The following is a 20,161-nucleotide window of genomic DNA, read 5'->3' on the forward strand; positions in this document are numbered from 1 at the left end:
GCGGAGGGGTTCCACACGTACCCATCCCGAACACGACCGTTAAGCCCTCCAGCGCCGATGGTACTTGGACCGCAGGGTCCTGGGAGAGTAGGACGTCGCCAAGCACACATAAGACACTATCGATGAAATTCGATAGTGTCTTTTTTTACGTGCAAAACCTCTCACATAAAACTCTTGAGATTGACATTTATCAATAGATCTGACACACTCTTGCTAGACTAGACCTTTTAATTCGCTTTTTTAAATACATATACACTTGAATTATGCTAACCTACTAAATGATAAATATAGTGAGGTGGGACCATGAAGATTCGGCAATTAAATATGGAAGAGTTTGATGTAAGTACACAGTTATCTGAATATGCTTTTAGATATAAGCTGACTGCTGAAGAGAAGGAACAGCGGCGACAGCACTTCGTTCCCGAGCAGTACTGGGGCTTGTTTGATGAAGCTGAACTGCAAGCGAAGCTGACTCTATTGCCTTTGCAAGTATATATAAATGGCAAAGTTTTTGATATGGGAGGCATTGCCGGGGTCGCCACTTGGCCGGAAAATCGTAGAAAGGGACATGTTGCTCAGTTGCTCAAGCATGCGCTGCAGGAAATGAAGAATCAGGGACAGACCTTATCGTTCTTACACCCTTTCTTGGTGCCATTTTACCGTAAATATGGCTGGGAGGTCTTTGCTGAGTACAAAAGGTATTTCATTCAAGCTCACCAGCTCCCGCCAAGAGTTGATTACGAAGGGAAAATTGTCCGTGATGTAACGGATATCGCTACACTTGATGGATTATATCAATCCTTCGCTAGTCGTTATAATGGCACGTTAGTCCGTGATGAAGTATGGTGGAAGCGCTCCGTGCTGAACGGAAATGGACACACAGCAGTTTACTACTCTTCTGAAGGAGAGCCGCAAGGCTATGTGCTTTACGAGAATAAAGACAAAGAGCTTATATGCGATGAATTTGTTTATCTGAATGAGAATGCACGCCGGGCGCTGCTGACTTATTTTGCAAACCATCCTAGTGAACAGTTTAAGATGAATATGGTACCTGTAGATGACGAGCTGCCCTTCTTGTTACCTGAGCCGAGAGTGAAGCAGGAGCTTGTTCCTTATTTTATGGCACGTATTGTCGATCTTAGTGCTTTTATTGCTCTATATCCGTTTGAAGTGAATCACAGCTTGGATCTGGTCATCCAAGTAGAAGATTCTGTCGCATCATGGAATACGGGATATTGGCACCTGACTGTAAGCGAGGATGGACAAGGTAATATAGAACCTCTTTCTTCTGATGATAAGTTAACTGCTGATATATCTGGTGACATTCAATCCATTACAGCGTTATTTATGGGCTACAAGCGGCCACGTGAACTTTATTTAATGGAACGATTAGCAGGTAATCCGCTTCGAGCAACAGAGCTGGATCGAGTGATTCCTGCCGGACGAACACTTTTTATGGACTTCTTCTAAATTTAACTTTGATGCTTCTTAGCCGAAGTATGACACTTGAAGATCGAACTCTCCTGAACAATGCAGGGGAGTTTTTTTCGTAAGACGCATATTTTAGGTCAAAATGAGAAAAATGAAAAAGGAACCCCTCTTGAGAATTCTACATAATGTGGTATAATGAATACAAAGTCAAAGAAAGTCAAAGTCAACAGAGATCAAACAGAGTAATGTATCAGGGGTAGCAGGACTTCTCATGGAGTTTTCTAGATGAATGAGATTCGCAATCCGTCCAAGATGGGTAATTTTAAGGATGGATAGTGACCCCAGTTGGGAAGCCTTTCCCTTAGATACAGATTAGCATTGTAATTTAATGTAATGAATTTAAGTTATTTAAGGGGCTAATATAGTGGGGGATGTAGAATGCGCAATATTTCTGATATTATCGAGCAATATCTGAAAAATATTTTGCAGGATAGCTCTGAGGGCATGATTGAGATCCAAAGAAACGATCTCGCTGATAAGTTCTCTTGTGTACCGTCTCAGATTAATTACGTCATCAGCACAAGGTTTACCCTTGAGAAAGGCTATCTGGTGGAAAGTAAGCGTGGCGGAGGCGGCTATATTCGCATTCAGCGTGTGGAGCTTCCTGCACAGTTTGCTCTAAATGGGCATTTTCATCAGCATATTGGAGATGAGATTAATCAGACGTCAGCAGAAGGGCTTATCTATCAGCTGGAAGAGGCCGGATTCCTCAACCGTAGAGAGGCTGCTTTGGTCAAAGCGGCTATATCGCGAGAAGTACTGCTTATTAAACTTCCCTATCGTGATCAGATTCGCGCTCGAATGCTCAAAGCAATGCTGATCTCGGTCTTGGGCAAATGAATAGGATTGTTCATATGATCAAGAATGTAAGGCAAAGGAGGTAAGCGGTCATGATGTGTCAACAATGTAATGAACGCCCGGCTACGCTCCATTTTACGAAGATTGTAAACGGAGAGAAGACGGAATTCCATATCTGTGAGAACTGTGCGAAGGAAAAAGGTGACCATATCTCAGGCATCTCTAATGGCTTTTCTATTCACGGGCTCTTGTCAGGACTTATGGATTTTGAGTCAGGTAAATATAAAACAGCGGGAGCACCCTCACCGGAGACGCTTCGCTGTGAGCAATGCGGAATGACATTTAGTCAGTTCAGTAAGCTGAATCGATTTGGCTGCAGTTCCTGCTATAATCATTTCTCAAACCGCTTGGATCCGCTGCTGAAGCGGGTGCATGGCAACACTACACATATCGGGAAAGTCCCGGTTCGCGCAGGTGAGAAAATTCATTTGAAACGCAGAGTGGATGAATTGAAGCGTGAAATGCAGGAGAAGATCAATCTGCAGGAATTCGAAGAGGCCGCTAAATTGCGTGACCAGATTCGTGAGCTTGAAAAAGAGATAGCACAGGAGTAAAGTTTGGTAATAGAGTAAGGAGGTGTGCACCATGTCGGATATCCGGTTTACCGAAAAACCACTTAGTGATTGGATGCGGAATACCGCTGCTGACTCAGAGATTGTCATCAGTAGCCGGGTAAGAGTCGCTCGTAATATACAGAGCTTTCCGTTTCCAATGCTGGCAACAGAAGAGCAGTCGAGAGAAGTACGTCGTAACATTATTGATGTTCTTGGATTTGAGGAGGTTCATAGGTTTGGTGAATTCCATGTACTGAATCTGAATGAACTGGATCAATTCGATAAAGAAGTTCTGGTGGAAAAACATTTGATCAGCCCTGATCTTGCGAACGAATCGAGAAACGGAGCTGTCATACTCAGTGAAGATGAATCCATCAGCATTATGGTGAATGAAGAGGATCACCTGCGTATTCAATGTTTATTCCCGGGTTTCCAGGTGCAGGAGGCATGGAAGAGAGCATCAGCAATTGATGATGTGTTCGAAGCCCATATTGATTACTCATTTGATGACCGAAGGGGCTATCTAACAAGCTGTCCTACCAATGTGGGTACAGGTCTCCGAGCTTCCGTAATGATGCATTTACCTGCTCTTGTCATGACGAAGCAAATTAGCCGAGTGCTTACTGCTGTATCTCAAGTAGGTCTCGCGGTTCGCGGAATTTACGGAGAAGGCAGTGAGGCGACAGGAAATCTGTTTCAAATATCGAATCAAATTACATTAGGACAGTCTGAAGCCGAAATTATTGAGAACTTATATAGTGTCGTGCTTCAAATTATTGGCCATGAGCGCAATGCACGCGAGAGACTGATGCGTGATTCGAAGCAGCGGATTATGGACCGGGTCATGCGCTCTTACGGGATTCTATCCCATGCGGTGATTATGGATTCCAAGGAAGCAGCGCAGCGCTTGTCAGATGTTCGTCTAGGCATTGATCTTGGCTTGATTGAAGAGCCTTCTATTGTGCAAATGAATGAACTGAATGTCATGACTCAGCCTGGATTTTTACAGAAAAAATTCGGTGAAGAAGTCTTGGATCCCAATGCGAGAGACATCTACCGTGCACAAATGATACGAGATGTTCTGAAGCATTAGCAACCTGCAAAAGTAATTCGATTCACCGTCATAGCCATACGTTATTTTATTGGATATTATAACAGTAATAACCTGACTGATTGCTGTTCTTGTATAAGTTAACAGGAGGATCACAATCGGCTTGGGATGATACCGACGATTGTCGGCCAGAGCTGTCCTTGAGGCAATCTGGATAGAGATATAGGCAATTAAACTTGTGGAGGTGCAAGAACTATGATGTTTGGAAGATTTACAGAACGAGCGCAAAAAGTGCTGGCTTTAGCTCAAGAAGAAGCGGTTCGTTTAGGTCATAATAACATCGGTACCGAACATATTTTGCTCGGCCTGATTCGTGAAGGGGAAGGCATTGCTGCCAAAGCTCTGATCGGTCTGGGTCTAGGACTTGAGAAAATTCAAGATGAAGTAGAAACGCTTATTGGCCGCGGCCAAGAGCAGCCTACGAACATTGCATATACACCACGTGCCAAAAAAGTCATTGAACTTTCGATGGATGAAGCACGTAAACTGGGCCATACCTACGTTGGAACCGAACATATTCTGCTCGGCCTTATCCGTGAAGGTGAAGGGGTAGCAGCACGAGTGCTGAACAACCTGGGCATCAGCCTGAACAAAGCTCGTCAGCAAGTGCTCCAATTGCTTGGAAGCAGCGAAGCGGTGTCCAGTCACAATGGAGCCCAGGCTAACGTTAGCACACCAACACTGGACAGCCTTGCGCGTGACCTTACTTCCATTGCGAAGGAAGGCAACCTTGATCCGGTGATCGGCCGGAGTAAAGAGATCGAACGTGTTATTCAGGTGCTCAGCCGTCGTACGAAGAACAACCCGGTATTAATCGGTGAGCCAGGGGTAGGTAAAACAGCGATCGCTGAAGGCCTAGCTCAGAAGATTATCGCGAATGAAATTCCTGAAACGCTGCGTGACAAACGCGTAATGACTCTGGATATGGGCTCAGTCGTTGCAGGAACGAAATACCGTGGTGAATTTGAAGACAGACTGAAGAAGATTATGGATGAGATCCGCCAGGCAGGAAATATTATTCTCTTCATTGATGAGCTGCATACGCTTATTGGAGCAGGGGGAGCAGAAGGAGCTATTGACGCCTCTAACATTCTGAAGCCGGCTTTGGCTCGTGGAGAACTGCAATGTATTGGTGCGACTACGCTGGATGAGTATCGTAAATATATTGAAAAAGATGCTGCGCTTGAGCGTCGTTTCCAGCCGATTAATGTGGATCAGCCCTCCGTGGATGAAGCAATTCAAATCCTGCACGGCTTGAGAGATCGTTATGAAGCTCATCACCGTGTGAAAATTACGGATGAAGCGATTGAACAGGCAGTTAAATTGTCTGATCGTTACATCACAGACCGGTTCCTGCCGGACAAAGCGATCGACCTGATTGACGAAGCGGGCTCCAAAGTAAGGCTCAACTCTTATACAGTACCGCCTAATCTTAAGCAGCTTGAGAACAGACTTGATGATATCCGTAAAGAGAAGGATTCAGCTGTTCAGAGCCAGGAATTCGAGAAGGCTGCTGCCCTGCGAGATACAGAGCAGAAGATTCGCGAAGAGCTTGATGTAACGAAGAATCAGTGGAAGGAAAAACAAGGCCGCACGGACTCCGAGGTTACTCCTGAGGATATCGCACAGGTCGTAGCCAGCTGGACGGGTGTGCCTGTCAACAAGCTGAAGCAGGAAGAAACGGATCGACTGATGAATATGGAAGGAATTCTGCATGAGCGTGTTATCGGGCAGGATGAGGCCGTCAAAGCAGTCAGCCGTGCAATCCGCCGGGCACGTGCCGGTCTGAAAGACCCGAAACGTCCAATGGGCTCCTTTATCTTCCTGGGACCAACTGGGGTAGGTAAGACTGAGCTGGCTCGCGCACTTGCTGAATCAATGTTTGGCGATGAGAATGCCGTTATCCGGATTGATATGTCGGAATACATGGAGAAGCACTCCACATCCAGACTGGTTGGGGCGCCTCCGGGATATGTAGGCTATGAAGAAGGCGGACAGCTGACTGAAAAAGTACGCCGCAAGCCGTACTCTGTCGTTCTCCTGGATGAGATTGAAAAAGCCCATCCGGAAGTATTCAATATCCTGCTTCAAGTGCTGGAAGACGGACGACTGACGGATTCGAAGGGTCGTGTAGTCGACTTCCGCAACACGCTCATTATCTTGACGTCGAACGTGGGTGCAGATGCGATTAAACGTAATTCTACACTGGGCTTTACAGCGGTTGTAGATGCTGGAGCGAATTACGACAACATGAAGGGTAAAGTGATGGATGAACTGAAGAAGAGCTTCCGTCCTGAATTCCTTAACCGGATTGATGAGATCATCGTGTTCCATTCCCTTGAGGAGAAACATATCGGTGAGATTGTTACCTTGATGGCGGAGGAGCTGCGTAAACGTCTGCGTGAGTATGATGTCGACTTCGAGCTGACCGATCAAGCGAAGGCATTCCTTGCCAAAGAAGGCTTTGATCCTGCTTACGGGGCAAGACCGCTTCGTAGAGCAATTCAGAAGCACATTGAAGACCGACTCTCTGAAGAGCTGCTCACGGGTAACGTGACGAAGGGTGATTCTCTTCTAATCGATGTGAATGATGGAGCTCTGGTTGTTACCAAAAAAGATAATGTATCAACAACAAGCTCATCTTAATTGTTGTAGATAAGCCTAACTGAATATACTGGAAAGGGTTCTTGTCGCGTGAGCGATAAGAACCCTTTTTTTAAGAAAAATGCATAATAGATACACATCAATTTCAGAGTGATGACTTGGAAAAAATACATCCTGTGTAAAGTTTGGCAATTAAGCTTTACGTCAAAATGCATTCAATGTTAAACTTTTATTAAATCCTTTTTTAGTAAATTCGGCATTTGCACTTAAAGACGATTTTAGTCGAATAGTGTAAAAATAAGGAGAAGTGAAGTGGCTAAAGTTAAAACGAAGTTTTACTGTACCGAATGCGGCTATGAAGCCCCTAAATGGTATGGTAAATGTCCAGGATGTCAGTCCTGGAACTCCATGGTGGAGGAAACCGAAAGTATTGTTAAGACACAAGGGAGAGGATCTTCCCTTTTTGATAGTAAAGAAAAGCCTCAGCCCATCATAAACATAGAAAGTGACCAGGAGCCCCGCATCCTGACGGGTATTAAAGAGCTGAATCGAGTGCTCGGCGGCGGAGTCGTTCCGGGCTCACTTGTTCTAGTCGGTGGAGATCCGGGCATCGGTAAATCCACATTGCTGCTGCAAACCTCTCATGCCATGACCACAGCAGGATTGCGAGTACTGTATATTTCCGGTGAGGAATCGGTAAGACAGACGAAGCTGCGTGCAGATCGGCTGGAAGCCTTGTCTCCTGAGCTGTATGTGCTCAGCGAAACCAACATGGAACGGATTGAGGAAGCCGTCAAACAGGTGGAGCCGCATTTTCTAGTTATTGACTCCATTCAAACGGTATATTTACCGGAAATTACGAGTGCGCCGGGCAGTGTGGCACAAGTTAGAGAATGTACTTCAAGATTTATGCGAATCGCTAAAGGACAGGGCATTGCGACCGTGCTTGTAGGGCATGTTACTAAGGAAGGTGCTATTGCAGGACCGCGAATGCTTGAGCATATGGTGGATTGCGTGCTTTATTTTGAAGGCGAGAGACATCATACGTACCGGCTGCTTCGTGCGGTGAAGAACCGTTTTGGCTCAACCAATGAAATGGGGATTTTTGAGATGGGTGAAATCGGGTTAACCGAGGTTGCCAATCCATCCGAGATGTTCTTGTCTGAACGACCGCTTGGGGTAGCAGGCTCCACTGTTGCTGCCAGCATGGAAGGGACCCGTCCAATGCTTGTTGAGCTTCAGGCGCTGGTATCCGCAACCCAGTTCCCTTCTCCAAGACGCATGGCTACCGGTGTAGATTACAATCGTATGGCCCTCATCATCGCCGTATTGGAAAAGCGCCAGGGTATGTTCTTACAGAACCAGGATGCTTATATAAACGTCGCCGGAGGGGTGAAGCTGGATGAGCCCGCTATTGATTTGGCGGTTGCTGTCAGTGTTGCATCCAGCTTCCGGGATATGCCGACCAAACCATATGATGTTGTATTTGGAGAGGTAGGCCTTACGGGTGAGGTTCGGGCTGTGTCTCGTGCGGAGCAGAGAGCCAAAGAAGCGCAGAAGCTTGGATTCAAACGGGTGATTATGCCAGAGAAGAGCCTAAAAGGCTGGAAGCACCCGAAGGGAATAGAACTTATCGGTGTAAACACCGTCGGAGATGCACTAGCGGTTGCTTTAGATTAGGGGGCATTGAAAGATGAAAGAATCGAGCCAATTGGATAAAATGAATAATCTCTTAAGATTGGTTTCGCCCGGAACGCCATTTAGAGAGGGACTCGAGAACGTGTTGCGTGCAAAAACGGGCGCGCTGATCGTCGTAGGCTACAGTCCTGAGGTAATGGAGGTTGTGGATGGCGGTTTTTCAATCAATTGTGATTTTTCTCCAAACTATCTATATGAGCTGGCAAAGATGGATGGAGCCATTATCTTAAGTGAGGATTTAAAACGGATTTTGTATGCAAATACGCAGTTGATTCCTGATTCCTCTATTTCGTCATCAGAAACAGGAATTCGCCACAGAACTGCCGAAAGAGTTGCGAAGCAGACAGGCAAGCTCGTTGTATCGATATCGCAAAGACGTAATATAATTACGCTCTACCAAGGTACACTGCGGTATGCATTGAAGGAAATCGGCGTAATTCTGACCAAAGCAAATCAGGCGATCCAAACGCTTGAGAAATACAGGGCCGTGCTCAACCAATCCTTGACCAATCTCAGCGCGTCTGAATTTGAAGAGCTCGTGACCATACCTGAGGTTGTGAATGTCATTCAGCGTGTGGAAATGGTGCTTCGGATTAAGATGGAGATCAAGCGCTACATTAATGAGCTGGGTAATGAAGGACGGCTTATCTCCATGCAAATGGAGGAGCTTGTCAGTAATACGGAAGAAGAAGCGATGCTTCTGTATAAGGATTATGCCAAGGATGACAGCGATGAGAAGATCAAAGAGATCGTGAATGGGCTCAAACGTTCAACAGATGATGAACTGCTGGACACCCACCATATTGCTCGTTTGCTCGGATATCCCGCATCCGCTGCGACTTCTGAAGAATCAGTGGCTCCAAGAGGGTACCGTGTTCTCAGTAAGATCCCACGTCTGCCGAATGTAATCATTCATAATTTGGTGGAGCAGTTTGAACATTTGCCGCACGTCATTATGGCAACCATTGAAGAATTGGACGAAGTTGACGGTATCGGAGAAGTACGTGCGCGTACGATTAAGGATGGATTGAAGCGCCTGCAGGAGCAAATGTTCATTGACAGACAGATCTAAATAACTCAGAATGACATATGATTATTTTTATTGCCGCACATACGAGGTGACGTGATGATAACGAAATCAATTCCGAATTTATTTACCTTGGGTAATTTATCACTCGGAATGATTGCCATTTTGCTGGCCTCAGAAGATCAGTATACGCTAGCCGCTTTTATGGTGGTTATTGCTATGCTTCTGGATGGCTTGGATGGCCGGATTGCAAGGGCGCTGAATGCTCAGAGCGAATTTGGTAAAGAACTGGATTCACTATCTGACATTGTATCATTTGGTGCCGCCCCGGCTTATCTGATGTACACCGTTTCGTTTCAGGAAGCGCCAGTAAGTATTGCCTGGATCGTAACCAGCATATTTCCGATATGCGGTGCACTGAGGTTAGCCCGATTTAATGTTAAACCCGGGATTCCCGGTTATTTCACAGGACTGCCTATACCGGCGGCAGGTGGTGTACTTGCACTGCTGTCCTTATTTAACAAAGATATTTCTGCACCCTTTATGATGGTGGCTACACTGCTGTTATCCTATCTCATGATCAGTTCGCTGAAATATCCGAATTTCAAAAAAGTAGGCATTCCCAAAAAAGCAGTATGGATCGCTCCATTAGTCGTTTTGTTTTCGATTGCACTTGCATTTTTGTTCTCTGAGCAATTATCCATGTTTGTATTTATTCCTTTGGTGTTGTATGCCGTATACGGCATGTACCATAGTGTACAACGCTACATTCATCGCAGACGCAATCGGAACAAGAGCCAGGAAGACGAAACATCACATCGTTATTAGGGAAATATCGAGCCGAGATGCTCATTCAAATAAAAAAAGCATTTATTCTTTCGTATAACACGACGAGAATAAATGCTTTTTTTTGTGTACTGTTTCATTCATAGCAGCGAGGATCAATAGGGTGTAGAAGGCTGTGTATATTGGCAGAGCTTATTAAGTATTTACTTACATTTGAATTTCGTTACGATAGGTTGAATATGCCTAGTGTGGAACACTTGTTGGCTTCATTCTCAAGGACGTCCTCGAGCTGAATATTGAGCAGATTGCAAAGCGCCGACATATAGAACAGATTGCGTCCAAGCTCTGAGCTGACAATCTCTTTACAATGATCGCACAGATCTCCATGTACATGCGTCTCTACAGAAGATCTAGCGTCCTCCAAGTTCCCGTTAGGTGTGTATGACTGCTTGGAAGCATGAAGTTCAATACATCCGCATTCCGTAATGGCTTTGGAAACTGCACGATTAACAGAAGCATCGGCTTGTCCTAACTTTGACAACACATCAATCAGACTACGGTGACGGAGCAACAATTCGGATACTTGGTCTTGAAAGGTTTGCAGGCTGGAAGTGCTCATTCCTTATATTCACCTCGGTGTGTTTTCAGTTGAATTTATTATATGCCACCCTACAAACCATTTTCAACCATGATTTACAGTTAGATACTTATCCCGGGACGCAGCATCAAATGTGCTTTAATCACCTTCATGTGAATGGAGAGGAGATTGTTGAGATATTTTTCCTTAAATATCCTGCCCTACAGGATTAGGACCTTCTGAATTGGTTCATACTGGATAAGGAAAAGGTCAAAGGAGGTGAAGGGACATGTGGAAAAAAGTCATTTTAACATTGACCGGACTCATGGGAGCATGGTCTGGTTATGCGTTATATCATTCAGTAGGAGTAACGGTCCCTTGGTTAAGTGAACTGGCAGACAGGCTGGGGACGACAACAGCACTTGCGTTATGGATGCTGACAGGGGTTGCCGTATTTACTTTACTATGCAGTTCACTGGGTTCTGTGGTGAATTTAAGGGTAGAAGAAGGAGTAACGAAGCTCGCTCGTGTTCCTATGAGTGAATTGGCAGCGGGGGCTTTGGGGCTGGGAATTGGATTATTGTTCGCTATACTTCTTTATCCGTCATTCAATTGGCTTGGTAAGCCAGGAGAGCTGCTTCAAGTGGCTATGATGCTTGTCTTCAGTTACATGGGACTTCGAGTGGGTCTTGCGAAGAAAGAGGACCTAGGAACGTTCTGGACTTCAGGACGTTGGAATAACGGTGCGATAAGTGAAGACAGACGGATTGAAGAGCATAAGATACTAGATACGAGCGTCATTATTGATGGCCGGATTGCGGACATCTGCAAGACAGGGTTCATCGAAGGGACCATCGTCATCCCTGAATTCGTACTGGAGGAGCTCCAGCATATTGCAGATTCCTCAGATCTGCTCAAGCGAAACCGCGGACGCCGCGGGCTTGATATCCTTAACAAGATTCAAAAGGAATTGGAGATTAAAGTACTGATCTATGAAGGCGATTTTGAAGAAATATCTGAGGTGGACAGCAAGCTGGTTAAGCTCGCCAAGGTACTTCAGGGCAAGGTTGTAACCAATGACTTTAATCTGAACAAAGTATGTGAGCTTCAAGGCGTATCGGTACTGAACATTAATGATTTGGCTAATGCAGTCAAGCCGGTTGTATTGCCAGGTGAGGAAATTATGGTCCAGATCATCAAGGACGGCAAGGAGCATGGTCAAGGCGTAGCCTACCTGGATGACGGCACCATGATTGTAGTCGAGGGCGGAAGAGAATATATCGGTACGATGATGGAGGTGCTTGTGACAAGCGTTCTCCAAACCTCTGCAGGACGAATGATTTTTGCCAAGCCGAAACTGTTGGAAAAAGCTCAATAAAGCGGTATGATGGAGATTGAGTGTTCCAATCGCTGAATGCGCTGAATGCTTAAGCAGATGAACAAGGCAGGGGTTTAAGAGAATGAACAATTCATGGGGAGCCGTCATTGTGGCAGCAGGCAAGGGTACGCGTATGGGTTACGCGGAGAGCAAGCAGTTTCTGCTGCTGCAGGACAAGCCCATCTTTATACATACGCTTGAGGTGTTCAGCCGTGTGTCACGAATCAAAGAGATGATTGTCGTTACCGGTGCTGCAGACGTTAAACGCTGTGAAGAGTGGATTCATAGATATGGCCTTGAAGCTCAGGTTCGGGTAACTGCAGGAGGCTCTGAAAGGCAGGATTCTGTGTATGCAGGCTTGAAGCAGCTTACTTCTGATTATGTTCTTGTACATGATGGAGTCAGGCCTTTTGTGACGCCGGAGCTTATCGAGAACTGTATGGAAGCTGCGATGGAGCATGGGGCTGCTGTGCTTGCAGTACCTGTAAAGGATACGATCAAACAAGTAAATGAAGAGGGCATTATCATGTCCACGCCGGATCGGCGAAGTCTGTGGAGTATCCAAACACCACAGGCTTTTCGTCTGTCTGCACTGCTTGAGGCTCATGAGCGGGCGAAGCAGGAGGCGTTTCTCGGCACAGATGACGCGATGCTGATTGAACGGCTTGGGAAGCAGGTAAAGGTCATAGAAGGCCGGTATACGAATATTAAAATCACGACGCCGGACGATCTGGATTATGCTGTATTTATGCAAAAAAGGGGAGAGTAGACTTATGATCCGTGTAGGACAAGGATTTGACGTTCATCAATTAGTGGAGGGCAGACCCTGTATCATTGGGGGAGTCACGATTCCCTATGAAAAAGGACTGCTGGGGCACTCCGATGCGGACGTGCTTCTGCATGCGATAAGTGATGCCATACTTGGTGCACTGGGTCTTGGGGATATCGGCAAGCACTTTCCGGATACGGATCCGGTATTTAAAGACGCGGATAGTCTTAAGCTGCTGGAGCGAGTATGGGAGCTTGCTGTAGAGCGGGGCTATCAGCTGGGCAACGTGGATTCGACGATTATTGCTCAAAAGCCAAAGATGGCGCCCTATATTCCGCAAATGGCAGAGATCATTGCTAAGGCGCTTGGTGCAGAGCTCTCTCAAGTTAATGTAAAAGCGACGACTACAGAGCAGCTTGGCTTTGCGGGACGGGGTGAGGGCATTGCTGCGCAATCGGTTGTATGCCTGATCCAACCTGTGCTATCATCTTGAAATAATGAATCGGAGGGGATATTATGAGCACGGAGGTTCGCGTGCGTTATGCGCCGAGTCCGACAGGACATTTGCATATCGGAAATGCAAGAACGGCATTATTCAACTATTTATATGCGAGAAATCAAGGCGGGAAATTTATTATCCGCATTGAAGATACGGATACGAAGCGGAACATTGAAGGCGGAGAAGAGAGCCAGCTGACGTATTTGAAATGGCTCGGCATGGAATGGGATGAGAGTATTGATGTTGGGGGTGAATATGGCCCTTATCGTCAAACAGAGCGTCTCGATATCTATAAGAAATACTGGCAGGATTTGATTGACCGCGGCCTCGCTTATTTCTGTTACTGTACAGAGGAAGAGCTTGAAGCGGAGCGAGAGGAGCAGATGTCGCGCGGGGAAACACCTCGTTATTCCGGCAAGCACCGTGACCTGACGGAAGAGGAACGCAAGGCGTATGAAGCCGAAGGCCGCGTGCCAAGTGTCCGTTTCCGTGTGCCGGAAGAGAAAGTGTACACCTTTAATGATATGGTTAAAGGGACGATCTCCTTCAATTCCAAAGAAACCGGAGACTTCGTTATTGTCAAAAAAGACGGCATTCCTACTTACAATTTTGCTGTTGCTCTTGATGATCATTTGATGAAGATCACCCATGTTCTGCGTGGAGAGGATCATATTTCCAATACACCTCGTCAGCTAATGATCTATGAAGCCTTTGACTGGGAACCGCCGGTATTCGGTCATATGACGCTTATTGTTAATGAGAATCATAAGAAGCTCAGCAAGCGCGATGAGTCAATCATTCAATTTATTGAGCAGTATGACAAGCTGGGCTATTTGCCGGAAGCCTTGTTTAATTATATATCTCTACTCGGCTGGTCTCCGGAAGGGGAAGAGGAGATTTTCAGCAAGGATGAGCTGATTAAGATCTTTGATCCGTCACGGCTGTCGAAGTCCCCTGCGGTATTTGACACGAATAAGCTGGCTCACCTTAATAACGCTTATATCAAGAATGCGGAGCCGAAGCGAATCGCGGATCTTGCGATTCCGCACTTGCAGCAAGCGGGACTGCTTCCAGATGAGCTTGATGCAGACAAGCAGGCATGGGCAGAAGAGCTGGTGGCGCTGTATCAGGAGCAGATGGTTGCAGCATCCGATATTGTGGAGCTCGCTTCCTTGTTCTTCAAGGATGAAGTGCAATTTGAAGGTGAAGCTGAATCGGTGCTGAAGGAAGAGCAGGTTCCAACGGTCCTCAAGGCTTTCGCTGAGAAAGTAGAGGCTTCCGCTGACTTTACGGCTTCCCATATGCAGGCTTTGATCAAAGAAGTGCAGAAAGAAACAGGCTATAAGGGCAAACAGCTGTTCATGCCGATTCGTGTGGCATTGACGGGCCAAACCCATGGCCGGGACTTGAATGCAACCATTTATCTGTTGGGCCGCGATAAGGTGTTAAGCCGATTGAAAGCCCAATTTTAAATTTGTACTGAGGCTAGTAAGGATAATCCTTGTCAGCCGAAGTTCTTTTCGCTAAGATATATAAAAAGCAGTACATCAAGATAAGCAGGCTCTGTTTGTCCTAATGTGATTAAGCGTACCCCTATGGGGAAGAATGAATATACTGAACAGCTGTGAACAGGAGAAGTACACAGTCATGAACGTGGACCAGAGAAGATAACCGGGTAAGACCTTAACAAGTCTTCAAGGCTGGAAGTTATCTCACGCTCTGCTGATCGAAATGCGCCTGGGAGCTGCGCCTCCGAACCTGGACCTTTCCGCTTTGCTGGAAAGCTACTTCGGGTAGGTAGCGACGTCTCGTCCTCGTTACGGACGTCCGAGATAGGATGCGTGCGTTATGCGAATCCTAAGCAGAGTGGAACCGCGATTTTTTTAGACGCCTCTGCAGCCGAATCTGGCTGCAGAGGCGTTTTTTGATTCCATAAGCTACTAAGCAGAATCAAGCTTAAGGAAGACGAACGGGCAAATGATGCGAAGAGGGGAACAGATATGTTTAAGAAATTGAAATCTGATATTCAGGCCGTCTTTGATAACGACCCGGCTGCTAGAAGTCGGTTTGAAGTGATCTTTACTTACTCCGGCTTACATGCCATCTGGGCCCATCGCTTGGCGCATCATTTTTACCGATGGGGATGGTACACTGTGGCCAGAATTATCTCTCAATTCAGCCGGTTTATGACGGGGATAGAGATTCACCCGGGGGCAACCATCGGGAATCGGCTCTTTATTGATCATGGTATGGGGGTCGTCATTGGGGAAACATGCGAAATTGGTGATGATGTGGTGATTTATCAAGGTGTGACCCTAGGCGGAACGGGTAAAGAGAAAGGAAAGAGACATCCTACCATTGGTAATAATGTGGTGATATCCTCAGGCTCCAAAGTGTTGGGATCCTTCAAAGTAGGGGATTACAGCAATATTGGAGCAAATTCCGTGGTACTAAGAGAGGTTCCGCCAAATAGTACGGTCGTTGGTATTCCAGGCCGGGTCGTTAAGCAGGATGGCCGGAGAGTGGATCGACTAAGCCAGCAGCTGCCCGATCCGGTTGTTGATTCCATGCGTGAGCTGCAGCAAGAGTTGATCACTTTGCGAGCGGAGCTGGATCAGCTTAGATCCGCTGCGAATGAAGAGGGCCGTAAAGAAGCGGTCATACGTGGTAACAAATCGTAAACGTGGTACAATATAATGATTGAAATGTATTGAAAGGAACGTGAATTATGGCGCTTCATATTTATAATACGCTCACAAGGAGCAAGGATGTATTTACTCCACAGGAGCCGGGAAAAGTGAAAATGTACGTGTGCGGACCGACAGTATACGACTATATCCATATCGGAAATGCACGGCCGATGATATTTTTCGACGTAGTTCGCAGCTACTTAGAGACGGTGGGTAATGATGTGAATTATGTCGTTAACTTCACGGATGTAGACGATAAATTGATAAGAAAAGCAGAGCAGACAGGACTCACAGTGCCGCAGGTTGCCGATCGTTTTATTAAAGCGTACTACGAAGACCTAGATGGACTGGGCATTCCAAGAGCAACCCATAATCCGAGAGTTACCGAGAATATGGATTTGATCATTGATTTTATTGATCAGCTGTTCAAGGAAGGAATTGCTTATGAGAATGGCGGGGATGTGTATTATCGCACACACAAATTCCCAGAGTATGGCAAGCTCTCTAAGCAAAATCTCGATGAGCTTCAGTTCGGCATCCGAATCGGTGTTGATGAACGCAAAGAAAATCCGCAGGATTTTGTTCTATGGAAAGCAGCAAAGCCCGGTGAAATTTATTGGGAAAGCCCTTGGGGTCCGGGACGTCCCGGCTGGCATATCGAGTGCTCGGCCATGGCGCGCAAGCTGCTCGGTGACACTCTGGATATTCATGGAGGCGGCCAAGATCTGCAGTTCCCGCATCATGAGTGTGAAGTGGCCCAATCTGAAGCACTAACAGGCAAGCCGCTGGCCAATTATTGGATGCATAACGGCTTCATTCGAATCGATAACGAGAAAATGTCGAAATCGTTGGGTAACGGTATTTTGGTAAAAGATCTGCGTAATCTCTATCGCCGTGAAGCCATTCGATACTTTATGCTGTCGACACATTATCGGAATCCACTCAATTTCAGTGAAGATATTATGCAGCAGGCCGAGAACAGTGTGGATCGGATTGCGATTGCGGTAAATAATGTGAAGCACCGTCTTGGAACGGTCACTCTGGACCAGCCTGTATCCGAGGAGCTGAAATCGAAGCTTTCCGAAATTCTGGCCAGCTTCCATGAGAAAATGCAGGATGATTTTAATACACCAGATGCTATTACGGCTGTGTTTGAATGGGTAAATGAGGTCAACAGCCTTCTTCAGGCTGAAGTGGCTAACCGTTCTGAGCTTGAGGCGGTACTGACAGCATTTGATGAGATGAACGGAGTGCTCCGTATATATACATCGGATGAAGATGGTCTGCATGAGGATGTAGAGAAACTGATTGCAGAGCGTAACGAGGCACGTAAAACGAAGAATTGGGCGCGCGCAGATGAAATTCGTGATGAATTGACGGCTATGGGCATTGTTATCGAAGATACAGCTCAAGGCATAAGATGGCGGCGCAAATGAGTGAACTAGATACTCATCTTAATGAACAAGGAGAGCGGGATTGGTTATTTCCTTACTCTCCTTCACGCAAGCCGGAGCTGATTCCGCCCATTGCGCTGGCCTATATCGGAGATGCGGTATACGAGGTAGCGGTAAGGCAATATTTGCTGTCGAAGCCCAACCTGCGTCCGCATCACCTTCATCAAAAGGCGACCAGTTTCGTGTCAGCTAAAGGACAAAGTCGAATATTGTCCCTAATCGAGTCGATGCTGGATGACAAGGAACAGGACGTTGTTAGACAAGGCCGGAATGCCAAGTCGAGCGTGCCGAAAAATGCGGATGTACAGCAATACCGCCATGCGACAGCGTTTGAATGTCTTGTCGGATATTTGTACTTAAGCAAAAAGGAAGCGCGGCTGCGCGAACTGATAGATCTGGGAATTACACAAATGCAGCAGGAGAACAACAACTAATCGAATTGAAGGCGTCAGCCAGGAGGATAAAGGAAATATGGAAGAAGAATGGATTGCCGGCAAGCACTCGGTTATCGAGGCGCTGCGTTCCGGAAGAACGTTAAACAAAGTGTGGATTGCCGACCAAGCCCAGAAGCACTTGACGATGCCAATTATTGCAGAAGCCAAAAAAGCGGGCGTCATCATACAGCAAGTGGATAAGCGTAAACTGGATCAGATGGTTCCCGGCATCCAGCATCAAGGAGTGGTCGCTCAGGCTGCACCTTACCAATACGCTGAAGTTGAGGATATCCTTGCTTCTGCACAGGAGAAAGGAGAACCTCCGTTTCTAGTACTGCTGGATGAGATTGAAGATCCCCACAACCTCGGCTCTATTTTGCGGACAGCGGATTGCACAGGTGCGCATGGTGTCATCGTGCCAAAGAGAAGGTCGGCGCAAGTGACAGCAACAGTATCCAAGACCTCTGCTGGAGCTGCTGAATATGTACCTGTGGCAAGAGTAAGCAATTTGGCGCAAACGATTGAGGAGCTGAAGGAAGCGGGAGTCTGGGTTGTAGGCACTGATGTAAGAGCTACGGAATCTGTCTTCGGCAATGGAGTGTTTACAGGGCCTGTTGCGATAGTGATTGGAAACGAAGGCAAGGGCATGGGCCGCCTGGTTCGAGAAAAATGCGACATTCTTCTCAAGCTTCCAATGGCAGGACAGATCAATTCATTGAACGCCTCGGTTGCAGCCGGTGTCGTCATGTACGAAGTGCTCCGATCCCGAAAGGCCTAGGGCTGGCGGGTCATGAAGGATCTCCGTGATGTGCTTCTCGTGGACGGCTACAACATGATCGGAGGGTGGAAGGAGCTATATACGCTAGCTCAGACGGACCTGGATGGAGCTCGGGACAAGCTTCTGGCGAAGCTTGCTGAATACCAGGGCTTCTCAGGCCGAAGAGTCATCGTCGTATTTGATGCGTACCGAGTTCCCGGCCTGGGCAAATCCTTTACGGAGAACAAAGTTCAGGTCTATTTCACCAAAGAAAAAGAAACGGCAGACGAGTGCATCGAGCGTCTTGTTGGCGAGCTCAGCTCCCGCAGACGTCAGATCTATGTGGCAACGAGCGATATGGTGGAGCAGCATGTCATTTTTGGACAAGGTGCACTCCGCCTGTCTGCACGCGAACTTCTGATTGAGCTGGAACAGAATGAGAAGGAAGTGGGTAAACGTATCAAAGAAGATTTTCAAAAAAAATCGACAAAAAATACAATAGATTCAAAGCTCACACCGGAAATGCGAAAATTGTTCGAGCAGTGGAGAAGAGATTGACAAATACCCTCAGAGTGTAAATAATTGGTATTATGTATCTCTTGACATTTATATCATTCTTTTCTTTTTTAGGCGGTGTGTGGTTGACGATGGAAGGTTCGATCATTTATACTGATGCTATTATTTTGATAGGTGACGGGGTTCCTTGCGTTGCAGCCGGAGGGATTGTTAGTGAGTGTTGACCTCAAAGATATCATGTTGTCCGAGTTTGATTACCTAAGCGATGAGGATATTGTCCAAGCGGTTCATAACAACGATAGTGATGCGCTGGAATACTTGATCAACAAGTATCGCAATTTTGTACGCGCCAAAGCAAGATCTTACTTTTTAATCGGTGCCGATAGGGAAGATATCATTCAAGAAGGAATGATCGGGCTTTACAAGGCGATACGTGATTTCAGAGGGGACAAGCTGGCTTCATTCAAGGCATTTGCAGAGTTATGTATAACCAGGCAGATTATTACAGCCATCAAGACTGCAACTCGTCAGAAGCATATTCCGCTGAATTCGTATGTTTCTTTGGACAAGCCGATCTATGATGAAGAGTCAGACCGTACGCTGCTGGATGTCATTTGTGGATCCCAGGTGAGTGACCCTGAAGAGCTTATAATTAATCAGGAAGAGTTTGTCGGCTTGGAAGACAAGATGTCCGAGATTTTAAGTGATCTGGAACGCAAAGTATTGATGCTATATTTAGACGGCAGATCCTATCAAGAAATAGCGGTTGATCTGGATCGTCATGTGAAGTCCATCGACAATGCACTGCAGAGAGTTAAGCGCAAACTTGAGAAATATCTTGAAGTACGAGATAATTAGAATAATACAACTTGAAGAAAGACTCGAATAAGAGTCTTTTTTTGCTTGCAGCAAAGACAGGACGTTTAAAAACAAAGGAATGTTTAATACTGTTTAATAT

Annotated in this window: 19 protein-coding genes and 1 rRNA gene; 19 read left to right on the forward strand and 1 reads right to left on the reverse strand. The window is 46.3% G+C overall.

Translation table 11 applies throughout. The annotated features are described in order from the left end of the window. The 9 genes from rrf to pssA all read left to right on the forward strand — a co-directional run. Nucleotides 1-104: ribosomal RNA gene (rrf, locus tag BLW49_RS26090) — 5S ribosomal RNA — on the forward strand; the annotation flags it as partial. 199 nt (nucleotides 105-303) lie between these two features. Then, on the forward strand, nucleotides 304-1,470 hold the full coding sequence (eis, locus tag BLW49_RS26095; protein ID WP_090727876.1) for a GNAT family N-acetyltransferase: 1,167 nt from the start codon (nucleotides 304-306) through the stop codon (nucleotides 1,468-1,470). 399 nt (nucleotides 1,471-1,869) lie between these two features. Beyond that, a complete protein-coding gene (locus BLW49_RS26100) occupies nucleotides 1,870-2,331 on the forward strand; it encodes a CtsR family transcriptional regulator (protein WP_076315675.1) in 462 nt (153 codons plus the stop codon). 50 nt (nucleotides 2,332-2,381) lie between these two features. Continuing rightward, nucleotides 2,382-2,903, forward strand: coding sequence for a protein-arginine kinase activator protein McsA (locus tag BLW49_RS26105; RefSeq protein ID WP_076315676.1), 522 nt, complete (start codon nucleotides 2,382-2,384; stop codon nucleotides 2,901-2,903). 31 nt (nucleotides 2,904-2,934) lie between these two features. Beyond that, nucleotides 2,935-3,996, forward strand: coding sequence for a protein-arginine kinase McsB (locus tag BLW49_RS26110; RefSeq protein WP_076315677.1), 1,062 nt, complete (start codon nucleotides 2,935-2,937; stop codon nucleotides 3,994-3,996). 213 nt (nucleotides 3,997-4,209) lie between these two features. Next, entirely contained in the window at nucleotides 4,210-6,660 is a 2,451-nt protein-coding gene (gene clpC, locus BLW49_RS26115) for an ATP-dependent protease ATP-binding subunit ClpC (RefSeq protein ID WP_076315678.1), read from the forward strand. Nucleotides 6,661-6,930: 270 nt separating this feature from the next. After that, entirely contained in the window at nucleotides 6,931-8,298 is a 1,368-nt protein-coding gene (gene radA, locus BLW49_RS26120; protein WP_090727878.1) for a DNA repair protein RadA, read from the forward strand. A 13-nt stretch (nucleotides 8,299-8,311) separates the two neighbouring features. After that, nucleotides 8,312-9,388: a DNA integrity scanning diadenylate cyclase DisA gene (disA, locus tag BLW49_RS26125; RefSeq protein ID WP_076315680.1), complete on the forward strand. Its 1,077-nt coding sequence runs from the start codon at nucleotides 8,312-8,314 to the stop codon at nucleotides 9,386-9,388. Nucleotides 9,389-9,442: 54 nt separating this feature from the next. Beyond that, nucleotides 9,443-10,171: a CDP-diacylglycerol--serine O-phosphatidyltransferase gene (gene pssA / locus BLW49_RS26130; protein ID WP_076315681.1), complete on the forward strand. Its 729-nt coding sequence runs from the start codon at nucleotides 9,443-9,445 to the stop codon at nucleotides 10,169-10,171. A 181-nt stretch (nucleotides 10,172-10,352) separates the two neighbouring features. On the opposite strand, the gene BLW49_RS26135 is transcribed toward pssA, so the two are convergent. Further along, nucleotides 10,353-10,748: a nucleoside triphosphate pyrophosphohydrolase family protein gene (locus tag BLW49_RS26135; protein ID WP_076315682.1), complete on the reverse strand. Its 396-nt coding sequence runs from the start codon at nucleotides 10,746-10,748 to the stop codon at nucleotides 10,353-10,355. Nucleotides 10,749-10,995: 247 nt separating this feature from the next. Between BLW49_RS26135 and BLW49_RS26140 the strand changes: the two genes are divergently transcribed. From BLW49_RS26140 to sigH, 10 genes are all read left to right on the forward strand, one after another. Then, nucleotides 10,996-12,084, forward strand: a complete 1,089-nt coding sequence (locus BLW49_RS26140) for a PIN/TRAM domain-containing protein (protein WP_090727880.1) — start codon at nucleotides 10,996-10,998, stop codon at nucleotides 12,082-12,084. A gap of 82 nt (nucleotides 12,085-12,166) precedes the next feature. Then, on the forward strand, nucleotides 12,167-12,853 hold the full coding sequence (gene ispD / locus BLW49_RS26145) for a 2-C-methyl-D-erythritol 4-phosphate cytidylyltransferase (RefSeq protein WP_090727881.1): 687 nt from the start codon (nucleotides 12,167-12,169) through the stop codon (nucleotides 12,851-12,853). A gap of 4 nt (nucleotides 12,854-12,857) precedes the next feature. Further along, complete coding sequence (gene ispF, locus BLW49_RS26150; protein ID WP_047914111.1) at nucleotides 12,858-13,346, forward strand: 2-C-methyl-D-erythritol 2,4-cyclodiphosphate synthase; 489 nt, start codon at nucleotides 12,858-12,860, stop codon at nucleotides 13,344-13,346. Nucleotides 13,347-13,369: 23 nt separating this feature from the next. Continuing rightward, entirely contained in the window at nucleotides 13,370-14,824 is a 1,455-nt protein-coding gene (gene gltX, locus BLW49_RS26155) for a glutamate--tRNA ligase (RefSeq protein WP_090727883.1), read from the forward strand. Nucleotides 14,825-15,352: 528 nt separating this feature from the next. Beyond that, complete coding sequence (cysE, locus tag BLW49_RS26160) at nucleotides 15,353-16,033, forward strand: serine O-acetyltransferase (protein ID WP_076315686.1); 681 nt, start codon at nucleotides 15,353-15,355, stop codon at nucleotides 16,031-16,033. A gap of 47 nt (nucleotides 16,034-16,080) precedes the next feature. Then, complete coding sequence (gene cysS, locus BLW49_RS26165) at nucleotides 16,081-17,478, forward strand: cysteine--tRNA ligase (RefSeq protein ID WP_076315687.1); 1,398 nt, start codon at nucleotides 16,081-16,083, stop codon at nucleotides 17,476-17,478. Then, on the forward strand, nucleotides 17,475-17,930 hold the full coding sequence (locus BLW49_RS26170) for a Mini-ribonuclease 3 (RefSeq protein ID WP_076315688.1): 456 nt from the start codon (nucleotides 17,475-17,477) through the stop codon (nucleotides 17,928-17,930). Before cysS ends, BLW49_RS26170 begins: the two co-directional genes overlap by 4 nt. Before the next feature lie 37 nt (nucleotides 17,931-17,967). After that, nucleotides 17,968-18,708: a 23S rRNA (guanosine(2251)-2'-O)-methyltransferase RlmB gene (gene rlmB / locus BLW49_RS26175; protein ID WP_076315689.1), complete on the forward strand. Its 741-nt coding sequence runs from the start codon at nucleotides 17,968-17,970 to the stop codon at nucleotides 18,706-18,708. 12 nt (nucleotides 18,709-18,720) lie between these two features. Beyond that, nucleotides 18,721-19,245, forward strand: a complete 525-nt coding sequence (locus BLW49_RS26180; protein ID WP_076315690.1) for an NYN domain-containing protein — start codon at nucleotides 18,721-18,723, stop codon at nucleotides 19,243-19,245. A gap of 171 nt (nucleotides 19,246-19,416) precedes the next feature. Further along, nucleotides 19,417-20,061, forward strand: a complete 645-nt coding sequence (sigH, locus tag BLW49_RS26185; protein WP_076315691.1) for an RNA polymerase sporulation sigma factor SigH — start codon at nucleotides 19,417-19,419, stop codon at nucleotides 20,059-20,061. Nucleotides 20,062-20,161 lie beyond the last annotated feature (100 nt).

Origin of the sequence: Paenibacillus sp. PDC88, from assembly GCF_900106725.1 — a bacterium.
In the GTDB taxonomy this organism is placed as follows: domain Bacteria; phylum Bacillota; class Bacilli; order Paenibacillales; family Paenibacillaceae; genus Paenibacillus; species Paenibacillus shunpengii.